Origin of the sequence: Prosthecobacter algae (genome assembly GCF_039542385.1) — a bacterium.
In the GTDB taxonomy this organism is placed as follows: domain Bacteria; phylum Verrucomicrobiota; class Verrucomicrobiia; order Verrucomicrobiales; family Verrucomicrobiaceae; genus Prosthecobacter; species Prosthecobacter algae.
This window is the reverse complement of record NZ_BAABIA010000012.1, coordinates 121724-143699: the sequence shown is the minus strand read 5'-3', so window position 1 is coordinate 143699 and position 21976 is coordinate 121724. Positions and strand designations below refer to the sequence as shown.

Here is a 21976-nt window from a genome sequence, read left to right as displayed (position 1 = left end):
TTGGAGTTCCGGCCAGAGCGGCCCGTTTGCAGAGATCGAGGAGGCGTTTTCCATAGAGGACACGGCCGATGCCGAGTTTTTTGGTGGTTCGTGTGATCGAGTAATCCACCTCGCGCACGCCCATGAGCTGAAGCACCTGCATCCAGTCGCGCAGGTCATGGAACATGAAGACGAGGTAGTCGTGGTGCTCGAAAGCCTGGCACTCCATGCGGGGGATGATTTCCAAATCCTCCGCAGGGTCTTCGGCATCGAACAATTTGCGGATCTCGTCTTCGGCAAACCCGGTGAGTTCGAGATCAAAAGCAGGATCGCTTTCCTGAATGGATTTGAGCAACCGCTTCAAATCACCTTCATCAAGTTCCGCCAGTTCTGCGAGGCGGTTGTCAGCGAGCAGGTCCGCGAGTTCCTCGGCTTCGCTGGCATAGTCCTGCTCATCCACCGGCACGGATTCACAGCCGATCAGTAGTGCGGCCTCCAGCCGGCCATGTCCGCGCACGATCATGCCGCTGCGTTTGGAGAGGGTGATCGAGTTCCGCCAGCCCTGCTCCTGAATGATGGAGGCCAGCAAGGCGATCTGATGCGCGCTGTGCCGGTTTGGGTTCGCTGGATTGGGCTTCAGCGTGTTGGGATCAATCAGCCGCGTGTGGGCGCAGTAAATGGGAATACTCACGCACCGCGAGTAGTGTCAACGGCGTTGACGCCAGATGCGGGCTATGCGTGACTTGCGTATGGCTGCCATGAAACTTCCCAAAGGGGTGACTCCCCGTAAATTCGCCCGCGCACTTCAGGCGTGGCGGGAGAAGAAGGCGTTCAGCCAGCGCGATGCGGCGGAGTTTCTGGGCATCAGCAAGCGCACGCTTGAGAACTGGGAGCAGGAACGAGCAACGCCCCGTGGCTATGCCGTGGTGGCGTTGATGAAGCTGCTGGCGATGGGCGTCACACCCAAGAAGCCATGATCATTCATTGCTCCAAGGATTTCGTTCAGCGTTACAAAGTTCGGACGAACGTTACCAACTCAAAGAACCAGCAATCGCGCCGCATCGACTCCTGGAGCTGTCACATTTTCAAGATGGTTTCACGCCGTTTGTACTCTTCATGCGCGATACCGCCTTGTGGTCACTGATCATCTCCATCCGAGAAGGAGAATTTCACTCCTCGTCCCGCTTCACGAAGCGCCTGCGATGCCAAAGCAGCCAGAGGGCGGCGAGTGCTGCCCATGTCCACGCTGCGTAGATGTGATGGGAGACCGTCGTCGAGGGAACCCAGGCCGGAGTCGCACGAGTCGTGGCTGTGAGGATGCCGAGGAAGATCAAAAAGCGCACCCATTTGCTGCGCACGAAGAAGCCCTCCAGATCACCACTGTGCCCGAACAAAACACGGCTGCCGACCACGAGCATTAGCATCCCAAAACCACCGATGTAAAGCAGGTGTTCGATGGACACATGCTGCACGTAATGAAACGGCGCGAGCACGATGCCGAGCCAGCCGAGAATAAGCGCCCAAAACAGACCCGTGGTGAGCGATCCGGCCTGTTGCGTCTTCCATGTCACCTCGACGAGCAGATACCCCGCCGCGACGATGGCCCGCAAAGCATAGCCGAGAGTGACCTGGCCAAAGGCTTCGAGGAAAAAGCTGACCACGAGCAACACAGCGGCGACAATGGAGCGAATCAGCTTCGATTTGCTTTGCGCAGCGGTTTTGGGATCGCCGAAGTCGCCGCCGAGCATGCGTGGGAACACAAACGAGCCGATGCCGAGCACCGGCGGCAGCAGCAGGCCCTGATAGAGCAGCAGATTCGCCAGACGTAGGCGTTGCAGATCCATCAAAGTCGCCGGTGAGAGCAACATCGACGCTCCGGCGATGCCGCAGGCCAGCCCTGTGAGCGCAAGGAGCATTTGCGGTGGCGGTGCTTCCTTGCGGAATTTCACCACGCGAATCACGAGGCATAGCAGCAGCGAGCCGAGCAACGCGATGAAGAACCCATCGCCCCACGCGTGTTGCAGCCGCAGATGGCTGATGGCCGAAGCCTGATGCAGCGCGAAGAGCCAGAACAGCTCCAGCGGTGTCAGCTTCGGTGCCGTGGCCATGCGCGGACCGGCGGTGCCGAGGAAGCCGACGACGAACGCCGCGCCAAAGGCCTCGATCATGAGCCTTGCGTGAACAAGATTCGGGTAGAAGCCAAGCTGCTGCGCATAAAACAGCGGCCACAGGGCCACGCCGATGATGCTCCAGAGCGCGCCGCTGGCGAAGAAGAGGCGATACGGCTCCGCCGCGAGCCAGAGAAGGCCGTCTCTGCGCGGGCCTTTGGCCTTGTGCTTCTTGTGTTTGCAGGCGGGGAAGTTCAAAATTTGATGCTGGTCATGAGGTAAACGAAATCCGCATCGCTGCCAGTGCCAGTGCCAGTGCCAGTGTCGGAGAGGTAGTCACCAGCGAAAAAGTGCGAGTAACCGGCGGTGAGCGTGAGATGGCTCGAAGCGGCGTAGGTGACGAGAACGTCGAGTTCACTGCCTGCGTAGTTGCTTGCTGCTGCATTGGCGGGGCGGACGGCGGTGGTGGCGTTGGCACGGCGCCAGATGTCAGCGGTGTCGGCGAGCCAGAGAACGTGGTAGTCGAGGCTGGTGGTGAGTTTGGCGGTCGGTTTGGCGCTGAGGTGGAGAGCGACGTCGTGGATGTTGCTCCAGGAGAACACATCCATGAGGCCATAATGCAGGTGATTGGTCGGGAAGAGATTCTGAAAGGCACCTTGCTTGTTGTCGGCGGCATTGCCATCACCGCTGGCGTAGCTGTATTCGAGGCCGAGACGTGGCTTCCACGGCTGCTGGAAGGTGTAGCCGCCTTCCACATAACTGGCGAAGGCGCTGAGGTCACGTCCGCCGGCAGTCCCGGTTTGCACGACGAACTCGGTCTCGTAGTCCCAGGGGCCGAGTTTGCCAGGCATGGATTTCCAATGTGTGCCGAGGGTGAGGAAGTGATCGTTGCGGTTCGTGTCGTCAAAGTAGAGCGCATACAGTTCGGTGTCCTGAATGCCAAGCGTGGGGATGTGGGCATACAAGCCGGAGAGGAGCGAGTCTTTGTCGCTGTCGTCCATGCCGAAGCGGTCGATGACGACGACGGAAGAGACGAAAGCATCGACCCACAGGCCGTCTTTGCCGGTGTAGCGCAGTTTCACGGCGTCGAAGGTGCGGGAAATGTTGCTCCACTCCAATGGGCCGATGAGGCGCTGGTCGCCATAGAGCAGCACTTGGCGGCCAACTTTGAGCGAGAGCGGGGAAACCTTGGCATCGCCTATTTCGACATAGAGCTGACGCAGATCGAAAGGATTGTCGCCCTCCGCGCCGAGCAGGCCGGGGATGTCGGCGCGGTCACTGGCGATCTCACGCGCGTCCTGGCCCTGGACATAAAACGTGAGCCAGTCGGCAGGCTTTAACTGCATGCTGAGCCGAAAGCGATTCAGCAGCCAGGAGTCGTCATTGATGGTTCGCAGACCGCTGTTGAAGTCGTAATTGTTGTCGCGGTATTCAAAACGAGTCTGATCCTCGATGCCAAACAGGACGCGACCATCGGCAAAAGAGAGCGGGTTCGGCGCGGCGGCGGTTTGCGCATGTGTCGATAGTTGGAGGGCCAGCGCAGCAGCGAGGATGAGTCGAGTATTCATGGCTTTATAAGCTGGCGCACCGAGTTGACGGTGGGTTCGATGTCCGCACCGAGCGATTCCTCGCGGTGGATGACATTCCCGTCTTCATCGAGCACGGCGATGAGATTGGAGTGGGCAAAGAAGCCTTCGACGAGCTGGAATTTGAAGTTCAAGGCCACGGCTAGCTGCTGGACGGTGTCATCAGGCGCGGTGAGAAAGGTCCAGCGTTCGCCGCTCATTTTGAGTTCGGCCATTTTGGCGGCCATGGCGGCCGGAGTGTCATGCTGGGGATCGATGGAGAGGAAGGTGAAGCCGACTTTGTCCGCATCCGCTCCGAGCGCGGCCTCGACCTTCTGCATGTCATGGAAGATGCGTGGGCAGGCGAATTTGCAGCGCGTGAAACCCATGGTGACGACGCGTACTTTGCCGCGCAGACTGGCGAGGGTGGCGGGCTTGTCGTCCTGTGTGCGCCACTCGCCTAAAAGATCATAAGGTGTCTTGAAGATGGCAGGTCGTTTGACGTCCTTCGCATTGGCGCTGACCGATTTTGCACCCCGAAAGCCGAGGCTGCCGACGCAGTAGTTTCCTTTGAGACTGGAGCGAAAGGCGAAGCGCATGTAGGCGGCGTAGTTGCTCACATCGGCGGCGAGCAGCGATCCGGCACCGCAGAAGAGCTTCCGCTCCATGGAGCCGTCGCCGCGTGAGTCGCCGACGATCATGCTGCTGTTAAAATCATGTACCCATTCCCACACGAGGCCGTGCAGACCACGCACACCGTGGACATTTAAAATGCCGGACTGCACGCTCTCCAGCGCGGAGGTGGCTGGCTTGGAGTACCATTCCAGCAGCAGCTTTAAAAATGCCTGATCGGTGCTGGCATCGATCTTTTTTGCGTCAGCACGCGCGGCAAACTCCCATTCGTCCTGCGTGGGCAGGCGTTTGTGCTGGGACTGGCAGTAGGCCTGCGCCGCATGCCATGAGACGTGAGTCACGGGTGCCTGTGGCGGTGCTTTGGCGCCGAGATCCAAATCACCTGCCCAGTGCTTGAGGTAGTTGCTGTCCGCCTGTGTGCTCCGCGCTTGAGACCGCCGCCATTCGGGATGCGCCTCAACGAAGTCGAGGAACTGCGCATTCGTCACCTGCACGGCATCCATGAAGAAGGCAGGAGCCGTGCGTGGCGTTGCCTCTTTGGCGTAGAGAGGTTTGTACTCTCCGCCGGGGATGAAAACCATGCCCGGCGGTGGCTCAGGCGTCTTCGCAAAGAAGACACCTGGCACAAGCAAGAGAGCCAATAGCGCGTGTCTCATGACTCAATGTGCTCCAGGAGCTGTGGCGGGTGGTGGGACTGTGGCGCGCACTTCTTTGACCATCGCGGGAAGCACCTCGGTGCCGTTGTTGCCCCAGTTGTTGTAAACGTAGGTGAGCGCGTTCGCGACCTGCTCGTCATTGAGGCCGAGCTGCGGCATGATGCTTTCATACGTCTCGCCATTCACCGTGACTTTGCCCTGAAGGCCGTGCAGCACGGTGGCGATGGCACGCTTCGGATCGGCGTTCAGGTAATCCGACTTGGCAACCGGTGGGAAGGCTTTGGGGATGCCCTGACCTTCCGGCTGATGGCAGGCCATGCAGATGCTGGTGTAGAGCATTTTGCCGCGTGCGATGCGCTCTTCTTTGTTCGCGGCCGGAGCCTGCTGAGTGGATGCCTGCGCGATGCTCTGGATCGTGCTGCCTTCCATCTGATAGATGCGGTCGTCCTGCTTGCCGGAATACACGAGCTTGTTCTCGGGGCCACTGACCTTGATCATACCGACCGCGCCTTTGTTAAAGGCACGGAAGATCGAGTGATCGACGAGGATGTAGGTGCCTGGCACTTCGAGACCGAACTCGACGATGGCAGAGCCGCCAGCCGGAATCATCGTGGTCTGCACCTGATGCTGTGCGGGCTTCGCGCCGCCTTCGAGATACACGTTGTCAAAAATCTCGCCAATGACGTGGAAGGACGACACGAGATTCGGGCCGCCATTGCCGACGAAGAGACGCACTTTTTCGCCCACAGCAGCCTGCACGGCATTGTCACCTGCCATGGCTCCGACCGAGCCGTTAAAGACAACGTAGTCTGGTATTTCAGTGAGCGCCTTCTCCATGCTAAATGGCTGCAATCCGGCCTCACCATGCGGTCCTTTGGTGTAGAACTCGGATTGGAAGACATAGAACTCCTTGTCCACCTTTGGCAGGCCGCCGATGGGCTCGATGAGGATGAGGCCATACATGCCATTCGCCACATGCATGCCCACCGGGGCGGTGGCGCAGTGATAGACATACAAGCCGGGGTTCAGCGCCTTGAACGAAAACACGGAGGCGTGACCTGGTGCCGTGAAGGAGGCTGCGGCCCCGCCTCCCGGTCCGGTCACGGCATGAAGGTCGATGTTGTGCGGCATCTTGCTGTCCGGACGATTCATGAGGTGAAATTCCACCTCATCGTTCTGCCGGATGCGGATGAATTTGCCCGGCACGCTGCCGCCGAAGGTCCAGAACGTGTAGTCCACGCCATCAGCCATGCGCTTCACCAGTTCGACGACTTCGAGCTTGATGGTGACCTTCGTGGGATGATCACGCGTGATGGGTGGCGGAACATTCGGCGCATCGGTGAGCACCGCGTTTTCCGTGCCCAAGACAGGCTTGTCCTGCTGCTTGGTGGGATTCGCCAGTGCGTCGCCCGTAGGTGCGGGCACAGCCGCCGGAGCTGTCTCGTAGGACTCCATCGCCTTGATGAAGGTCGCCTGGGACATTTTTTCGTTGGGGCTGAGTTCCTTGTCTCCACATTGAGTGAGCAGAGTGGTGACAAGACCCGTCAGTAGGAGTCGCGATGTTGTTTTCATGGTGTGGCTGGTTGTGGTTGGGATTTGTAGCGGGCGTAGCGCTCGCGCTGCTCGGGAGTGAGATTGGCGGGGTCGAAGCGCGGGTCGGGGACTTGGTTAATGCGTGAGAAGATCACGTTCGCCATGTCAGCGGCGCAGTTCTTGATGTGATCGGCATGTTCGCCGACAAAAAGGTCGTCCACGGTTCCGCAAAAGAGCTTGAGCCAATGATCAAACTTGTCACGGCCCATGTCCGTGAGCGCTACCAGTTTCGCATGGGCAGCGAGAGGGTTGCCAGTGAATCCTCCGCTGCGAAACATCACCGTCTCCCAGAAGGCGTACATCTTTGGCAAATGAGTTTCCCAATTCGTCTGCGCCACCTGATCAAAAATGTGACCGAGCACCGCATCAGCCCGCACACGGTCATAGAAGGTATTCACAAGCTTTACGATCTCAGGTCGGCCTTGGAGATCGGGTTTCTTCACGGGGTCTTCGGCAGTCATGCGATGACATCATGCAGCATTCTCAAATCGCTGCTCCGCACGTTCTGGCAAGGTATACGCCGCAATTGCGGAACCCGTGTTCAGTAATAGCCAATGGCATTGAACTGGCGTTATGAGAGTGGAGTGCACGGAGCACTCTTCCCACGATATGAAAACTTCCTATCAAACCGCCTCTTCCGAAGCATGGGAGCCGCCGGGCGGTGTGCTCGTGTGGCTGCTGGTCTTCTTGGAAGTCATCACCTTTGGAGCTGGCATCATCACCTTCCTGGCTCAGGGCCGGGATCATGCGGCGGAGTTTGCCGCCGGGCGGGAGCTGCTGAACCAGCCGCTGGCTTTCGCCAACACACTGCTGCTTTTGACCGGAGGCTGGTGCATGGCGAATGGTCTCGGGTCTCTCAGATGTGGCAATCAAGGCAAGTCCCTCCGCTGGGTGATAGCCGCGATCCTCACCGGCCTTGTTTTCACGGTGCTCAAGGGCATCGAGTATGCGGAAAAAGTGCAGCATGGCATCGGCTTCGGCAGGGATGTGTTCTTCACGTTTTACTATGCTCTGACGGGTTTCCATTTGGTTCATATGCTCGCGGCCTTGGTGCTGCTTGCCTTCATGGCGCGTGGCATCCGTCGCGGGCATTATCACCGTGAAGAGCATCTGGATGTCGAGAGCAGCGGCATCTTCTGGCACATGTGTGATCTCATCTGGCTGCTGGTTTACCCCGTCATTTACCTGCTATGACACGCGCCAACACCATCATCTGGGCCGCGCTCATGCTGCTGACCGGGCTTAGTTTTGTCCTTGGCGAAAGAGTCACTGCCAGTCGCCTCATCCTGCTGGTGGCAGGTGTGAAGTTTGCACTTGTCGCGTGGCAGTTCATGGACTTGCGACACGCAGCTCTCCGCTGGAGTGCGGGTCTTGCGGGTCTTCTGGCACTCATCCTTGGACTAGCCGTGTTTCTGGCTTGATCTCACACCGCCAGCTTCAGCCGGGCAAAGGCCCCACACATGCTGGCGACGAGGGCGCGTGGGTTGGGAACGATGTCGTAGTGCTGGCGGCTGAACATGCGCGGGAACTGCTCGCAGGCGCGTTTCTCTATGGCAAAGGCGTGCGTCATAATGCCATGACGGTTGCCGTTTTCGATGGCCTTGCGCACGTCGCGGATGCCGTACTCGCCCTCATACCGGTCATAGTCGCAGGGGCGGCCATCGGTGATGAGGAAGATGACGCGTTTCTCCGCAGGCTGACGAATGAGCAACTCCTGCGCGTGCCGCAGCGCGGGGCCGATGCGGGTGTAGCCCTGTGCTTCGAGACTGCCGAGCCGGGCGCGTGTTCCATGCCATGACTCGGCGAAATCTTTGATGAGATGGAAATCACACTGGCGGCGTGTGTTCGAGCTGAACCCAGCTACGGCAAAGGTTTCGATAAACTCATCCATGACCTCGCCGACGCAGAAAAGCGTCTCGCGGATGGTGTCGAGCACGCGGGCGTCATCTAGCCACGCATCGGTGGAGTAGCTCTGATCCATCAGGATCAACGCGGCGACATCATGCAGTTTTCGCTGGCGCTGGATGTAGAGGCGATCATCGGGACTGTGACCGGACCGGCAGGCCACTTGAGCCGCCACGACGGCGTCGATGTCGAGTTCTGGCCCGTCTGGCTGGCGTTTCGCACGCTGCGTCTGCGTGGCGAGCGCCGCGAGCTTTTTGCGCAGATCGAGAATGACAGAGCGATGCTTCGTGGCGGTGCGCTGAGCCCAGGAAGGATCACTGTCGCGCAGTGATTGCTGGCGGATGAAGCACCAGTCGGGCTTGTGCTGTTGCTTTTTATAATCCCACTCGGGATATCGAATGCCAGCAGCGGGAGCATCATCACCGACTTCAAAGGCGAGGCCATCCATGACGATGTCACTGCGGTAGATGGAGCGTGGCCGTTCGCGTGTGCGCACGACGTGCTTCATGTCCACGGAGCGCAGGGCCTCGGCATGTTCATCGAGTTCATCGTCATCGTCGTTTTTGCGGTTCAGGCCGCTGTATTCTTCGAGCGTCTCCGCCTTCTCGAAGGTGTGGATGGGCATTTCAGATTCGATGGGCTGATCATCCTCGCCTTGGAGCACGGTGATGTTCGTTTGGCCCTTGCCTTCGATCTCGGTGACGCCTTCAGGCTGCTGCGGAGTATCGGTGGGTTCGGCCAAAGGCTTTGTTTCGGCTGCGCAGGGCTGTTTAGAGAAATCCGGGCTGCCGATGACCTGCCAGAAGTCCCTTTCGCCCAAAGCGGCCTGCGCCTCGATCACTCGCGTTTCGAGTGATGGAAAGCTGGCGATCAAGGAATGCAGATTAGTCGCTTGATCACGAATCGCGAGTGCTCCGAGCAGTGTCTTGAGCTGGAAGATGGATTCATTGGCCTCGCGCGAGTTGGCGAGCGAAAACTCTGGCGGTAGGAAAATGCGTTCGTGGTCACAAAGCACGGCGTTGGCTGTTTCGAGCACCATCACAGGCTTTCCGGCGATCATGTTGGCCAGCAGAAAGAGTTGCTGCCGCCGTGGCTTCAACTCAACGCGCACAGCGGCGGCTTCACGCTCACGCGGTTTTTCGACGAGGCGTTTATAAAGCGCCTTGAGGCCGAGAAAGACATTTTCCTCCCATTCAAACATGGAGAGAGATCAGAGGGTGAGTTCGATGACCTGGCGGATCGCGGCGAGTGCATCGGGATCATCGGTGAGCGGCTCGGCAATGGCGACGGTGGCGGCGTAGCGCGGTGGAAGGCCCGCTTGGATGAGTTTTGCGGCGTCGATGAGAAGACGGGTGGAAACGCTTTCGAGCAAAGAGAGTTCGGTCAGTGCGCGGACTTTCTTGGCGATACTGACGAGCGAGCGTGCCTGCTTGTCTTCAAGGCCTGTTTCGCCGGTGATGATGCGGATTTCAAGATCTTCAGCCGGATAGCTGAAGCCGAGGCCGATGAAGCGCTGACGGGTGGAAGGTTTCAGTTCCCTCATGCTGCGCTGGTAGCCGGGATTGAAGCTTACGACGAGCATGAACTCTGGTGGTGCGTGCAGCGTCTCGCCCGTGCGATCCAGAAACAACTCACGACGGTGATCGGTGAGTGAATGAATAACGACGATGGCATCCGCACGAGCCTCAGCCACTTCATCGAGATACAAGATCGCGCCTTCACGCACGGCGCGTGTCACCGGTCCGTCGGTCCACCGAGTCTCTCCTCCGATGAGCAAGTGGCGTCCGAGAAGATCGGTGGCTGTGGTGTCCTCGTTGCAGGCCACGGTGATGAGCTTGCGGCCCAGTTTGGCGGCCATGTATTCAACGAAGCGTGTCTTGCCGCAGCCCGTGGGACCTTTGACCATGAGCGGCAGTCTGGCCGCCCATGCTTTGGCAAAGAGTTCGGACTCGCGTCCGGTTTCAAGATAGAAGACGGAATCAGCACTCACAGCACAGGGGGCAGATCCTCGACTGCACGGACGTCGGACTGCGCGGCTTCATCCGTGGGCAGACCGAAGCGCCAGAAGTTGTAAACGTAGAAGCAGATGCCGAGTAGGAAGAGACTGGCGGCGAGAATGAGACCGACGAAGTGGATCTCGATTTCTTTTTGCACGGCGAGGAAGTCGAGCCCCATCCGGCGCTCCAGATTCACCTGCGTGATGCCGGCGACAGCAAAGGCACCTGTCATCGCCACCATGCCTATGTTGCTGAGCCAGAAAGCGTAGCCGGAAGCAGCGTTGTCCCACAGCTTGCGCCCCGTCAGGATGGGCAGCACATAGGCGATCATCGCGAGATTGATCATGGCATACGCGCCCCAGAAGGCCATGTGGCCGTGCATAGCGGTGACGAGCGTGCCGTGCGTGTACATGTTCACCTGAGGCAATGTGTGCGCGAAGCCCAGGAAGCCTGCGCCAACGAATGACATGATGGCGCTGCCGAGTGTCCAGTTGAGCGCGGCTTTGTTGGGATGTCGGCGTCCTCCTTTCTTCGCCATGGCAAGCGCGTAGATGGCCATGCCGAGGAATGCCAGTGGCTCCAGCGCCGAGAAGATGCCACCAATCATGAGCCAGTAGCGCGGCGCACCGATGTAGTAGTAGTGGTGACCCGTGCCGAGGATGCCGGAGAGGAAGGTGAGGCCGACGATGATGTAGAGCCATTTTTCAACCACTTCACGATCAACGCCCGTGAGCTTGATGAGCAGGTAGCAGAGCAGAGCGCCCATGATGAGTTCCCACACGCCTTCGACCCAGAGATGCACCACCCACCAGCGATAAAAGGAGTCCATCGTCTGATTGTTGAAATCAATCATGCCCGGCAGGTAGAGCAACGCGGCAGCCAGCAGACCAAAGTAGAGCACGATGGCGGTGGTGGTGAAGCGCTTCCCTTTCCAGATCGTGAGCCCGATGTTCGCGAGGAAGGTGAGCACGTTCACCACGACCAGGTAATCGAGCGGTCGCGGGATCTCCAAGAACTTGCGGCCCTCCCAGTAATTGAAGTGGTAGCCCACCACAGCGATGACGCCGACGACGAGGAATGAGATCAATTGCAGCCAGGCAATCTTCGGCCACACCAGCTCACGATCCGCCTCCTCCGGGATGATAAAATAGGCGCTGCCCATGAAGCCGAGCAGGAGCCAGACGACCAATAAGTTGGTATGCACAGCGCGGGCCGTGTTGAACGGAATCCACTCGTGGAGGCCGTCCATGCCGATACGGGCAAAGCCCATGATGAAGCCATAGACAATCTGCAGGAGAAGCAGCCCCATGGCCGAGGCGAAGAACCAGTAAGCGATCTTTTGGGATTGGAATTTCATGATTGGAGAGCGTGAAGAAGGTTATTTCGGCTGGACCGCAGGTGCTGGAGCAGGCGTGGGCACGGCTGCCGGTGCAGTCGGAGCTGCCGCAGCGGGATTCAGGCTCATGAGGTAGTCAGCGATTTCATTGAGCTGCGCCTCATTGACGGCCACACCGTACAGGCTGGGCATTTTTGTGCCCGGTTTGATCTTCTGCGGATCTTTGACCCAGGTGATGAGCTTCTCGCGGTCGTAGCGGCGGAAGACATCATCAAGCGGTGGCGCACCAATGAGCGCACCGGCGGCACCACCTTGTCCCTGGATCTGATGGCAGCCAATGCATGAAGCGGTGGTGAAGATGGCTGGCACCGGCTTTTTCAGCGGCGCTGGTCCTGACGAGGCTATCGTAGGAGTTGGCGTGCCCATAGCCTGCAACGCATCACGCAGCGGCGGATCGGCAGGGAAGCCATTCAGATCCACGTTTCCGCACCATTCGAGAAAGGCGATCACTTGATCAATTTGCTCATCATTGAAGTCATACTTCACCATTTTCCGCTGCCCAGGGAACATGGCCGCAGGATTCTTGATGAAGATCTTGATCCAGTCCTTGCCGCGTCGTTCGACGACTTTGGTCAGTTCCGGCGCGTAGTAGGCACCTTCGCCAAAAAGCGTGTGGCAGCCCATGCAGTTGTTCTGCTCCCAGATGTGCTTTCCGGCGATCACGGCTGGGGTCAGATTCTTTGCATTCGTCTGGTCCGGCACCTTCAGATGAGTGTCGATGGATAGCACCAGGAAGATGCCGAAAAAGACGGCAGTGCCTCCGAGGAAGAAGACTTTGGCTTGGAGTTTGGTTAGCACGGCGGCTCAACGGGTTCGGGTTGGAATTACAGAAACCGAGTTCTGCAATTCCAAGACTGCCGGTCCCCAAGCGAAGCCTCAAGATCGAAGGCCGTGTGCATCATGGCATCCAATGCGCCTATTTTGTTTTCAGCCCACAGGCAGCCGGATTTGTGGCATGGGGTTTGCGAGGTATGGATCACCTCAACCATGCTCAAGATCGGAAAACTCGCCCAGCAGGGCATCGCAGCCGCCAGTTACCTCGCGCAGAAATACGACGAGGAGGGAACTCGTGTCAGCGCCATGGAAATCGCGGACGCACGCGAGCTTCCTCGGCCTGTCTTGGCGAAGATCCTGGCAGCTCTGTCACTGCACGGCATCACGACCGGAACCACAGGCCCGCATGGTGGCTATCGGCTGGCTCGTCCACCGCGACACATTACGCTGCATGACATCGTGGCGGTATTTGAGCGTATGGACATCCGTCCGATGTGCCCCTTTGGTCCAAATTGGTGCGGCCACGGGCCGCCATGTCCGATGCATGACGCCATTTCCGTGGCCGCAGATGACGTGACGCGCTTCCTGCAAAAACAGCACCTTGGGCCGTTCTGCGGCCTCAAAGCCGAGCCAGCCCGGAAGACTGGCCGTCGCGGCAAAAGTGCAAAGACATCGTGAGCTACCACGAGCCGTGATCAGGCCTTCAGGATGGCTTCAAACTCCTTGTCGGTGAAAGCCTGCAAGGTTTCAGTGCGCACGTTCCCGAGCGCGGCCAGAGAGGCTAGCAGGTGAAGAATCTTGGCCTCACTTTCGGCGCTCAGTATCAACGCGCCATCGTAGTGGCCGATGGTCCAGAACTGGCCTTCCACTTTCACGCCGGACTTTGCGGCGAGATCGTCAAAAGCATGAGCCCGGGAGGTGGACTCCTTGATATGACTGGAGCCTTTTTCGGTGAATTTGAGAAGAGTGATGCAGCGGCACATGGCAGGGATGGGTTGAGTTTCGCCCACTGAAACGTGCCAGCACTTTCACCGCACCCGCATGGCTTGCGGAAGGCTGCGCCCGTGTTGCGATACACGTTGAGCTTCCTTCCGTCGCAGCCCTCCTAAAAGCTGTCGAAAAACGCCCCTATGTCTCCAGTCTCCGGCTGGGCATTGTAGGCGATGGCGGCGCGGGGATGCTGATTGAAGAGGCCGGTGAGCATGTAGGGCAGGTCGAAACCCCAGCCGAGTTCGTGACGCAGTGGCTCGATCGTTTCAGCAACACATTGGAGCACGGGGCGCAGTTGATACTGCGGATCACGCAGCAGGCCGAGCAGCAGCTCCATGGGGCAGTTCCCCGCGCCACGGCCTAGACCGGCCATGGTGGCGTCGATGTAGTTCGCGCCGAGAGAGATGGCCTCAATGGTGTTGGCGTAGGCGAGCTGCAGGTTGTTGTGCGCGTGGATGCCGACCTCTTTGCCGCCTGCTTTGGCATACTGGAGGTATTTCTGCACGAGGCGGCGTGTTTGCAGCGGATAAAGAGCGCCAAAGCTGTCCACGACGTAAATCGCCTGCGCCTCGGAGGGTGCGAGCAGTTCCAGTGCGGCTTCCAGTTCGCAGTCGCCGACGGTGGTGACGGCCATGAGATTCACGGTGGTCTCGTAACCTTTGTCGCGGGCGTCTTTGAGCATGTCGAGCGCGAGCGGCACCTGATGGACGTAGCAGGCGACGCGAACGAGATCGATGACGCTTTCCTGCTTTGCTGGAATGTCCTCGCGGTAGTCGCACTTGCCCGCGTCGGCCATGATGGAAAGTTTCAGCGCGGTGGCGTTTTCGCCGACGACGCGGCGGATGTCTTCCTCCTGGCAGTATTTCCAGCAGCCGTGCTCGCCGAGCTTGATGTTCTTCCGCGAGGCCCGGTAGCCGATCTCCATGTAATCAATGCCGGAGGCGACGCAGGCGTCATAGACTGCCTTCACGACGTGATCGTCGAAGTGGTGGTTGTTCATCAAACCGCCGTCGCGGATCGTGCAGTCGAGCACGCGGATTTCTGAGCGATGGGAGAGCCAGTCGGCGGACGTGGGTGTGGACATGAGGTGGCTGTTTAAAACTAAGGCGTGGGTTTGACCGGCGGTGGCGGCGGTGTGCGCACATCGACGAGCAAAGAATCCACAGGCACGAGGTGGCGGTAAATAAAGGCCTGCATCATGTCCTCGGCGGGCACGGCCTCGGCGGTGATCGTTTTGCTGCCATCCTCAGCGATGCCTTCCAGCATGAGGGTGACAGGTTTTTCGGTTTCACCAGCGGAGGGTACGGTAATGGCGATGTCGGCCACGTCCTTGTCGGCAGGCACGACGGCATTTTTGATCTCGAAACCAGCCGGGGCGTTCTTGAGCCTTACGGTGATGGGACCGGTGAATCCACCGCTGCGCAGCGCATGCACGGTGAGCTTCGCGCTGCCGCCCGGTCTCGCATTGAGTGAGGATGGCGTGACGCGCAGCGAGAATGACGGCTCCGCCACATGCACTTTGAGCTGGTAGGCGTTGGTGATGCCGCTCTGGCTCTGCGTGTCGGTCACGCGCACAAAGGCCTGACCGTCAGCCGGGAGCTTCACACTGATGCGTGAGTCGGCATGGTGCGTGGTGAGCCCAGAGGCGAGGTCTTCATGGTCGTCGTTGAAGGCGATCTGATTGCCGTCGTTATCAAAGACCGTGAGGCTGGCATCCACGGGCGAACCGAGACGGCGAGCGAAGATCTCGAAGATCATTTCGTGATTTCCCCGGCCTTTGACGCGGTAGAAATCTGCGTCGCCGGGCGTCTCGATGCGTCCATTGACGATGACCGGTGGTTTCAGTTCCTGCGCGGAACCAAGCCCAGCATTGGGCTCACGCTCGCGTTCCTGCGACACGGTGTCGATGTGAAAAGGAATGGAGTTTGAGCGCAATCCGCCAACCGTGGCATGCAGCAGCGTGATGCCTGCCTGCGCAGGCGCTTCATACTTCTGCTTGAATTCGGTGCCGAGATTGCCGCCTTGAAAGGTGATCTCGATTTTTTCCCCTGCGGTCGCGCCAAGCGGTGAAATGCCGGTGAGGAAGGGAAGTTCACCCACGGTGATGCGATAGACGAAGTCGTCGCGCCCGCGGTAGATCGAGTCATGCACGCGGATGCGGTAGAGGCCATCCGCAGGGATCTTGTAGAACAGGACGGGATCAGGATCGAAGCGGTAACCATCCGAGTAGGCCACCTCGTAGCCATCTTCATTGTGCAGTGAAACGATGGACTGAAACCAGCCAGGCACCGCATCCGCGAGATAGGGAATCAAACTGCGCGCATGCATGGCGAGCACGACTCGCTGGTCCTTGTTGGCTTTGAAGGTGAACTCATCCACCTCGCCGGGCATGATGCGGCCATTGAGCGTGACGGGCAGTGAAATTGGCGGGGTGACGAGTGTATGCTGCTTCACGGCATCCATGCCGCCGCGATAGTGCTCCAGGTCGAACTCGCGCGGCGGCTCGGCCTCACGGGCCTCGGGAAGCTGGCCGATGACGAAGCGCATCGGATTGCTGAGGCCGGAGGGTGTCAGCACACGCAGATGACGGATGCCCGGCGTGGCCGCCTCGGCCACGGTGATCTTCACACGCACGCTTTCACCGATCTGGTTGTTAAGCTGCTGCTTCGGATCGTTGCGACGTCGGTCATACTCGGCCATGAGGCGCAGGTTTTTCTCCGTGAGCTCGGCCTCGCGCAACAAGTGGCGAATGGTGGGCAGAACTTGGTCGGCGGGCATTTTGTCGCCACGTTTCAGCTCTCGCAGCTTGCCCTGCACCTCGCGAAGTCGGTCCCGGTAATCATCCACGACTTGAGCGGGTGGAATTTTGTCGTGTTCGAGCACTTTGGCGGTGATGCCCTCGCCGGAGACGATGACCTGCGATTGTTCATCGAGATACTGCCCGCCGACGATGACCTCAAAGCTCGTGCTGATCTGCCCGCCCGCAGGATATACAAAACCAATGCGCGGCGCGGGCTGCGCCAGGCTCGAAACAGTCATCGCGAGACCGCACAGGCATGACAAGGAGGCACGGAGTTTCATGGTGTGGCAGTGTTTAAATGAGTTCCGTCAACAACCCGCCCATCGGCACTTTCTCGTCCTTGCCAGGCACAACAAAGGTCGGCGTGCCTTGTGGATGGGGCAGCGGTGCCTCCGCCGGGATGCCTAGCTGGCCGTAGATGCTGCCGATGACATCCGCCGGATACACAGGCCGCTCCGCGACCTCCTCACCAGTGGCGTTCGACTTGCCGAGCACCTGACCGCCTTTGAATCCGCCGCCCGCGAGCAGGCTGGAGAAAACTTTGCCAAAATGATGCCTGCCTCCGTTCCATGGCGACTCGGTGGCCACTTTCGGCGTGCGGCCAAACTCGCCCGTACACCACACGACGGTGCTTTCGAGCAGCCCATGCTCGGCAAGGTCTGCCAGCAGCGCGGCGAGGCCTTGATCGAGATCCGGCAGCTTGCGGTTCATGATCTGGAAGTGCTGCTTGTGCGTGTCCCAGCCCTTGTAGTTGATGGTGATGAACGGCACGCCTTTTTCGACGAGACGCCGTGCCATGAGGCAGGACTGACCAAACGTATTGCGACCATAGCGCTCGCGCATCTCTTCCTTCTCTTGGCTGAGATCGAAGAGCTTGCCAGCGTCGCCCAGAATGAGTTCGTAGGCCTGCTGTTCGGAATCGACGACGGTTTTCAGCGTCGCATTGCCGGGCAGCACGCCACCGAGAGTGTTGAGACTGCCAAGGAGTTTACGCCGTTCGTTTTGATGCTCCTCCGTGATGCCGGGCGTGACGATTCCTTCGACAGCGAATGGCTGACGTGCCGGATCGCCACCTGTGGCGAAGGGTTTGTAGCGTGGGCCAAGGAACCCAGCCTCGGAGAAGCGGCCCTGCGGCTCTGTGAGCACGACGTAGGGCGGAATGAGGCCCTTGTAGCCCGCGTCGTAGCCTTTGAAATACGACACGACCGCACCAAGACCGGGGAACACATCACGCTCTGACGAACGGCCAGTCTGCACGAGGTAGGCGGCGGTTTCGTGGCCGTTGTTTCCATGCGTCATGCTGCGGATGAGCGAGTACTTGTCTGCGTTCTTCGCGAGCTGTGGCAGCAACTGGCCGATGCGCATGCCGCTGACGTTTGTTTCGAGCGTTTGATCCAGCGCGCCGGTGTAGTCACGTCCCGCTTCAGGTTTCGGATCAAAGGTGTCGATGTGGCAGGGGCCGCCCCACAGCCAGATTTGAATGACCGACTTCGCCTTGCCATCCTTGGCGATGGCGGCAGCACGCGGAGCTGCGTTAATGCTGAAGGGCTCCATCAGCAAAAGCCCGGCGGAGCCATAGACGCAGCGGCGCAGCGCCTCACGGCGGGAGAAGGGGATGCCGCCCATGTTTTGGGTGAGGCGCACGACATCGCGTGCCATGTCATTGGGGGGCAGGAAGGAGTTCATGGGATGAGTTGGGTTGAGGTTCAGTGATTGAAATAAAATTCGGGCTGATTGATCAGCGCCCAGACGATGTCGGCGGCCAGCTCTCGCCCGCTGGAGTAGCTGGAGGTCATGTGCGCCTTCAGCGCCGCGATCTCATCCGCCGTGGGCGTGCGTGAGAGCAGCGTGAGATAAATTTTGTCCGCCAGCTTGCTCAGATCGTGGTCTCCAGCATCCGCTTCTGCCACCAGCGGGCAGGCTTTGATTTTGCCGAGCACATGGCTGGAGTTCAGCAGATGCAGACGCTGCGCGGGGCTGGTGCTCAGATTACGCTCCGACTCAAAGCCGGTGTCACGCGGCGGGCGGCCAAACAGCTCCAAAAACGTGCTCGTGATGCTGCCGTCCGCGAGAGCGATGCCGCGCACGTTCTCGGGTATGAACGTAAACGGCTCGGGGATCGGGCTGCTGTAGGTTTCCTTCGTCGCGGTGATCTGATTCAGCGCATCCACGAGCACCTCCGCCTCCAGTCGCCGCATGGGGTAGTGTGCAAACTGTGCCGCAGCTTCCGGCGTATCCTGCGCGGGGATCGAGGAAAGCTGGAAGGTTTGCGAATTGAGGATGACGCGGAAGAGATGCCGCATGTCGCACTTCGAGGCTGCGAACTCCTTTTCCAAAAAGGCCAGCAGCGCGGGATTCGACGGCGGGTTGTCCGCGCGGAAGTCATCCGGCTCATGCACGATGCCCCGTCCCATCAACCACGACCAGATGCGGTTCGCCATGCTCCGGCTGAACCAAGGATTGGTCGGTTGCAGCAGCCACTCCGAAAAAACTGCGCGCGGATCGTCCAGGCCCGTCTTGATGTTTGCTGGCGTTCCGTCTGGGAAAATGGCGTGCTTGGTGATGCCCTCCTTGTCTGCCGTAGGGTCGAAATAGACGATCTCCTCCTTCCATTCCGCCGTCGCTTTGTAGGCCACTTGTGCAAAGAAGCCCGCCATCGCTTCCAGCTTCTTTTTTGGCCATTTGTCGGCTCGCTCGCCCATGAAGGTCAGCGCCACCGTCGCCGCGACGCCTTGCGGGCTGCGATCCTGCATGGCGCGGTAAAAATTCACCTCGCCCTCGCGGAAGTTGCTGCCGTTCGCGAGCAATAGTTGCCGCGTGAAGATGTGCAGTGGCTTGTTTTCACGCACGCTCGTGTGAATCCAGCGGTGGTAAGCCTGTACCGCGTTCGGCCACAGCTTGATGGGAAACTCCGCTTTCACGCGCAGCACATCACCCCACTTCATCGCCCAGAAATCCGTGAATTCGGGCCGCTGGATGAGGATCTCGATGAGTTTCGCACGTTTGTCAGACTCCTTCGTGCTTTCAAAGCCCCGCGTCTCTGCCTCCGTTGGCAGCGTGCCGATCACAGCCAGAAATGCACGCCTCACAAACACGGCATCTGAGCAGAGATTCGCGCGTTTGATGCCCAGTTCGTCCTGGCGACTGAAGACCAGTTCGTCCACGCGTTCGTGCGGCTTGAGACTCGCGCCGGATTTCGGCACGGGTGGTCCTAGTTCATAAACACTATTCTCCTCAGCCGACAGTGCGCTGACCGTCAGTGCCCACAGGAGTAGGATGGTTTTCATAGCACGTCATCAGGTCAGAGATTTGGTTTGGCGAATGGAGGAGAAGGCTACTCCCTCGATTTCAACGAGCAGGTCCGGGCGGCATACATCCGCCACCGCATAAATGGCTGGCAGACGTCCCAGGCGGCGTTCGCAGACCTGGCGCACCTTATCAAAGTCCTCAGGATGCTTCACATAGACGTGTATTTTGGCCAGGTCTGCCAGCGTGGCTCCCGCGTCTGCCCATCCGTGACGGGCGAAGTTTTCCGGGGCGATGAGCTTCTCGATGTTGGTGAGCGTCTGCTCCGTCTGCTTCATTGCATCCCCTTTATGAACCGTCTCAGCGTTCACAATGCTGGCCGTGCCGGAGATCCACGTCGTCACATGATTGCCGACACGCACGGCCATCGCTCGGGCAAATTTTGGACTCTTGACGGAGTACTCCTTGGGGTAATCAAAAGCGGAGATTTGCAGCGGATTCTCAAGTCCCAGCAACGAGACATCGTCTCGCTTGCTTTGCAGCGCCATGCAGGCGGTGATGAGGCCGTGGCAGCGCGTGCCAATGCCCGTGCTGGCTGGGTAGATGGCGTGACCATTGTGAGGCGAGGGCAGGGGGCGCTTGTCGAAGGGTATGTTCGCGAAGAAATCTGTGCGGGCACGGTTCAGTTCACGGTAACGCTCCACCCCATGCACTTCCTCCGTGATGCTACCCTGATAGAGCCACACGCGCACCACATCCTCAAATGACGCGCCGCCTTGCGCCAGAGCACGCTGCATGCTCTCAAACACCTCCAGGGACTGCTCATAGGCCGTGCGGCCCTCGCGGTGCAGAGAGCCAGCCGAGGCGTAAATCCAGCGCATGCCATCGTAATCCACGGTCACCAGATGCTCACCGTGGTAGGCCACCTGTGCATGACGAGTGCCCACCGCCCACGCTTCGATGGCGATGCCACGCCCCTCGCATGGAGGCTGCACGACAAAGATCGTCAATGGCATCTTGTCGCCATAACATGCAGCAAAGAGCAACTCTGCCATTGGCACGTCGTCTCGATCACGAAGGAACACCGTCTGCATCGTCACCTCCATTGGTTCATTTTGCTGCCGCAGGATGGCGCGGATCGTCGCCAGCGCCTCCCAAGCTTCATCTTTGAATTCACCGCCACACTGAGGCGTCACCATGATGGCGAGTCGCTTCACCGCACCGACCTGAATCACGGTGTGGTGCTGGACCCCCATCAGGCATGGCGGCATGTCCGGTGTGGTGGAGGCACCAGTGCCAGGGTGGCGATGCTGACAGCTTTGCACCGAGCACTTCGCATCCAGCAGTCTCCGGTCAGGCGCAAGGTGGTAGCAGATCGGGGTTTCCGTGGCGGTGATTACTTTGGCGGACATGATGACAACCTCCTGGATGATTGGAAAAACTCTCTGGAGTGCCGTTGTGATGATTCACTGACAGCACTCTTGGTTCGCCTCTATCAACGACCAACTCCCCATGCATATGTTGGCAAGCACTGGGCCTCCATTGGTGTGGCGCAAGGAAACAAGACACGCGCACCGTTGAGCAGGATACGAGATGATTACGGAAGTTAAGTTCTGTAATATCCGAAACTTCCTACTGAAGCCATATTCAACCATGAAACTCATCCTCTCATCCATCGCCACGATCACCTTCGTCATGTCACTGCTCGTCAATGCCGCGCTCGCGGCTGATCCGGCTGCTGTCGCGACTGAAACCGCAACGAACACCGTCTGCCCTGTCACTGGAAAACCTGTCGATCCGACCATCACGGCCGAGTATGAGGGCCGAAAGTGGTCCTTTGCCAAAGAAGCCTGCAAAACCAAGTGGCTGAAAGCGCGTGAGGACAGTCTGTATCAAAAGCTTGGTGGCAAAGGCGCCATCGATGCAGCTGTAGAGGCCTTCTATGTCAAAGTCCTGGCTGATGACCGTGTGAAGCATTTCTTTGATGATGTAAGCATGGACAAGCAGCGCCGGAAACAGAAGGAATTTCTCTCCGCAGCTTTTGGTGGCCCTCTCCCCTGGACAGGCAAGGACATGCGCAAGGCCCACGACGGCATGGGTCTCACTGAAGTGCATTTCAACGCCATCGCCGAAAACCTCGTCAACACGCTGAAGGATCTAAAAATCAGCCAGGATCTCATCGACCAAGTCGTCGCTGTCGCTCTCACGACAAAAGACGACGTGCTTGGTCGTGCGAAGAAGGCCAACTGAGAAGCGTCCATCTCTCATTGGCTTGAAATAAGCGCCGCCGTAAGTGCCGGGAGTCACTTGCGGCGGCGTTCTCGTTTAGTAGGC

21 protein-coding genes are annotated in these 21976 nt (G+C 59.1%); 5 read left to right on the top strand and 16 right to left on the bottom strand.

The features are described from left to right. Positions 1-670, bottom strand: a 670-nt coding sequence (locus ABEB25_RS22890; protein WP_345738781.1) for a ParB/Srx family N-terminal domain-containing protein, incomplete at its 3' end; no start/stop codon positions are given. 67 nt (positions 671-737) lie between these two features. On the opposite strand from ABEB25_RS22890, the gene ABEB25_RS22885 reads away from it, so the two are divergent. Then, positions 738-956 carry a helix-turn-helix domain-containing protein gene (locus ABEB25_RS22885; RefSeq protein ID WP_345738780.1) on the top strand — a complete coding sequence of 73 codons (219 nt, stop codon included), beginning with the start codon at positions 738-740 and terminating at the stop codon, positions 954-956. Positions 957-1148: 192 nt separating this feature from the next. Here the strand turns inward: ABEB25_RS22885 and ABEB25_RS22880 are convergent, their stop codons facing one another. From ABEB25_RS22880 to ABEB25_RS22860, 5 genes are all read right to left on the bottom strand, one after another. Further along, positions 1149-2345, bottom strand: a complete 1197-nt coding sequence (locus tag ABEB25_RS22880) for an NnrS family protein (protein WP_345738779.1) — start codon at positions 2343-2345, stop codon at positions 1149-1151. Next, entirely contained in the window at positions 2342-3655 is a 1314-nt protein-coding gene (locus ABEB25_RS22875) for an alginate export family protein (protein ID WP_345738778.1), read from the bottom strand. Before ABEB25_RS22875 ends, ABEB25_RS22880 begins: the two co-directional genes overlap by 4 nt. Continuing rightward, positions 3652-4866, bottom strand: coding sequence for an SUMF1/EgtB/PvdO family nonheme iron enzyme (locus tag ABEB25_RS22870; protein WP_345738777.1), 1215 nt, complete (start codon positions 4864-4866; stop codon positions 3652-3654). The genes ABEB25_RS22875 and ABEB25_RS22870 overlap by 4 nt, the downstream gene beginning before the upstream one ends. Before the next feature lie 78 nt (positions 4867-4944). Beyond that, complete coding sequence (gene nirK / locus ABEB25_RS22865; RefSeq protein WP_425572120.1) at positions 4945-6423, bottom strand: copper-containing nitrite reductase; 1479 nt, start codon at positions 6421-6423, stop codon at positions 4945-4947. A gap of 86 nt (positions 6424-6509) precedes the next feature. After that, positions 6510-6995: a group III truncated hemoglobin gene (locus ABEB25_RS22860; protein ID WP_345738775.1), complete on the bottom strand. Its 486-nt coding sequence runs from the start codon at positions 6993-6995 to the stop codon at positions 6510-6512. 148 nt (positions 6996-7143) lie between these two features. On the opposite strand from ABEB25_RS22860, the gene ABEB25_RS22855 reads away from it, so the two are divergent. Both ABEB25_RS22855 and ABEB25_RS22850 read left to right on the top strand, forming a co-directional pair. Then, positions 7144-7728, top strand: a complete 585-nt coding sequence (locus ABEB25_RS22855; RefSeq protein WP_345738774.1) for a cytochrome c oxidase subunit 3 — start codon at positions 7144-7146, stop codon at positions 7726-7728. Next, on the top strand, positions 7725-7955 hold the full coding sequence (locus tag ABEB25_RS22850; RefSeq protein ID WP_345738773.1) for a cytochrome C oxidase subunit IV family protein: 231 nt from the start codon (positions 7725-7727) through the stop codon (positions 7953-7955). The genes ABEB25_RS22855 and ABEB25_RS22850 overlap by 4 nt, the downstream gene beginning before the upstream one ends. 2 nt (positions 7956-7957) lie before the next feature. Here the strand turns inward: ABEB25_RS22850 and ABEB25_RS22845 are convergent, their stop codons facing one another. The 4 genes from ABEB25_RS22845 to ABEB25_RS22830 are packed head-to-tail and all read right to left on the bottom strand — an operon-like array spanning position 7958 to position 12630. After that, entirely contained in the window at positions 7958-9640 is a 1683-nt protein-coding gene (locus ABEB25_RS22845) for a nitric oxide reductase activation protein NorD (RefSeq protein ID WP_345738772.1), read from the bottom strand. Between the two features lie 9 nt (positions 9641-9649). Further along, positions 9650-10429, bottom strand: coding sequence for a CbbQ/NirQ/NorQ/GpvN family protein (locus tag ABEB25_RS22840; RefSeq protein ID WP_345738771.1), 780 nt, complete (start codon positions 10427-10429; stop codon positions 9650-9652). Next, positions 10426-11793, bottom strand: a complete 1368-nt coding sequence (locus ABEB25_RS22835) for a cbb3-type cytochrome c oxidase subunit I (RefSeq protein ID WP_345738770.1) — start codon at positions 11791-11793, stop codon at positions 10426-10428. The genes ABEB25_RS22840 and ABEB25_RS22835 overlap by 4 nt, the downstream gene beginning before the upstream one ends. A 21-nt stretch (positions 11794-11814) precedes the next feature. Next, positions 11815-12630, bottom strand: a complete 816-nt coding sequence (locus ABEB25_RS22830; RefSeq protein ID WP_345738769.1) for a c-type cytochrome — start codon at positions 12628-12630, stop codon at positions 11815-11817. A gap of 189 nt (positions 12631-12819) precedes the next feature. On the opposite strand from ABEB25_RS22830, the gene ABEB25_RS22825 reads away from it, so the two are divergent. Beyond that, a complete protein-coding gene (locus tag ABEB25_RS22825) occupies positions 12820-13284 on the top strand; it encodes an RrF2 family transcriptional regulator (RefSeq protein ID WP_345738768.1) in 465 nt (154 codons plus the stop codon). A gap of 17 nt (positions 13285-13301) precedes the next feature. Here the strand turns inward: ABEB25_RS22825 and ABEB25_RS22820 are convergent, their stop codons facing one another. The 6 genes from ABEB25_RS22820 to ABEB25_RS22795 all read right to left on the bottom strand — a co-directional run bounded on the left by ABEB25_RS22820 (position 13302) and on the right by ABEB25_RS22795 (position 21054). Then, the gene (locus tag ABEB25_RS22820; RefSeq protein ID WP_345738767.1) at positions 13302-13589 is read right to left on the bottom strand and encodes a GYD domain-containing protein; all 288 of its coding nucleotides are present in this window, start codon (positions 13587-13589) and stop codon (positions 13302-13304) included. 122 nt (positions 13590-13711) lie between these two features. Next, complete coding sequence (locus ABEB25_RS22815; RefSeq protein ID WP_345738766.1) at positions 13712-14680, bottom strand: aldolase catalytic domain-containing protein; 969 nt, start codon at positions 14678-14680, stop codon at positions 13712-13714. Between the two features lie 17 nt (positions 14681-14697). Beyond that, entirely contained in the window at positions 14698-16677 is a 1980-nt protein-coding gene (locus ABEB25_RS22810; protein ID WP_345738765.1) for a COG1470 family protein, read from the bottom strand. Between the two features lie 13 nt (positions 16678-16690). Beyond that, entirely contained in the window at positions 16691-18082 is a 1392-nt protein-coding gene (locus tag ABEB25_RS22805) for a DUF1501 domain-containing protein (protein ID WP_345738764.1), read from the bottom strand. A gap of 20 nt (positions 18083-18102) precedes the next feature. Then, entirely contained in the window at positions 18103-19683 is a 1581-nt protein-coding gene (locus tag ABEB25_RS22800) for a DUF1553 domain-containing protein (RefSeq protein WP_345738763.1), read from the bottom strand. A 9-nt stretch (positions 19684-19692) separates the two neighbouring features. Next, positions 19693-21054 carry a Rid family hydrolase gene (locus ABEB25_RS22795; protein ID WP_345738762.1) on the bottom strand — a complete coding sequence of 454 codons (1362 nt, stop codon included), beginning with the start codon at positions 21052-21054 and terminating at the stop codon, positions 19693-19695. Positions 21055-21295: 241 nt separating this feature from the next. Between ABEB25_RS22795 and ABEB25_RS22790 the strand changes: the two genes are divergently transcribed. Next, positions 21296-21892 (top strand): globin domain-containing protein, encoded by a 597-nt coding sequence (locus tag ABEB25_RS22790; RefSeq protein WP_345738760.1) that lies wholly within the window; start codon positions 21296-21298, stop codon positions 21890-21892. Positions 21893-21976 lie beyond the last annotated feature (84 nt).

Bases quoted from the DNA above. Each gene is read 5' to 3' on its own strand.
- ABEB25_RS22870 (WP_345738777.1), bottom strand. From the start codon at position 4,866: ATGGTTTTCATCCCCGGCGGAGAGTACAAACCTCTCTACGCCAAAGAG.
- ABEB25_RS22795 (WP_345738762.1), bottom strand. From the start codon at position 21,054: ATGTCCGCCAAAGTAATCACCGCCACGGAAACCCCGATCTGCTACCAC.
- ABEB25_RS22790 (WP_345738760.1), top strand. From the start codon at position 21,296: ATGAAACTCATCCTCTCATCCATCGCCACGATCACCTTCGTCATGTCA.
- ABEB25_RS22885 (WP_345738780.1), top strand. From the start codon at position 738: ATGAAACTTCCCAAAGGGGTGACTCCCCGTAAATTCGCCCGCGCACTT.
- ABEB25_RS22850 (WP_345738773.1), top strand. From the start codon at position 7,725: ATGACACGCGCCAACACCATCATCTGGGCCGCGCTCATGCTGCTGACC.
- ABEB25_RS22875 (WP_345738778.1), bottom strand. From the start codon at position 3,655: ATGAATACTCGACTCATCCTCGCTGCTGCGCTGGCCCTCCAACTATCG.
- ABEB25_RS22845 (WP_345738772.1), bottom strand. From the start codon at position 9,640: ATGTTTGAATGGGAGGAAAATGTCTTTCTCGGCCTCAAGGCGCTTTAT.
- ABEB25_RS22820 (WP_345738767.1), bottom strand. From the start codon at position 13,589: ATGTGCCGCTGCATCACTCTTCTCAAATTCACCGAAAAAGGCTCCAGT.
- ABEB25_RS22825 (WP_345738768.1), top strand. From the start codon at position 12,820: ATGCTCAAGATCGGAAAACTCGCCCAGCAGGGCATCGCAGCCGCCAGT.
- ABEB25_RS22815 (WP_345738766.1), bottom strand. From the start codon at position 14,680: ATGTCCACACCCACGTCCGCCGACTGGCTCTCCCATCGCTCAGAAATC.
- ABEB25_RS22800 (WP_345738763.1), bottom strand. From the start codon at position 19,683: ATGAAAACCATCCTACTCCTGTGGGCACTGACGGTCAGCGCACTGTCG.
- ABEB25_RS22805 (WP_345738764.1), bottom strand. From the start codon at position 18,082: ATGAACTCCTTCCTGCCCCCCAATGACATGGCACGCGATGTCGTGCGC.
- ABEB25_RS22860 (WP_345738775.1), bottom strand. From the start codon at position 6,995: ATGACTGCCGAAGACCCCGTGAAGAAACCCGATCTCCAAGGCCGACCT.
- nirK (WP_425572120.1), bottom strand. From the start codon at position 6,423: ATGTCCCAGGCGACCTTCATCAAGGCGATGGAGTCCTACGAGACAGCT.
- ABEB25_RS22835 (WP_345738770.1), bottom strand. From the start codon at position 11,793: ATGAAATTCCAATCCCAAAAGATCGCTTACTGGTTCTTCGCCTCGGCC.
- ABEB25_RS22855 (WP_345738774.1), top strand. From the start codon at position 7,144: ATGAAAACTTCCTATCAAACCGCCTCTTCCGAAGCATGGGAGCCGCCG.
- ABEB25_RS22810 (WP_345738765.1), bottom strand. From the start codon at position 16,677: ATGAAACTCCGTGCCTCCTTGTCATGCCTGTGCGGTCTCGCGATGACT.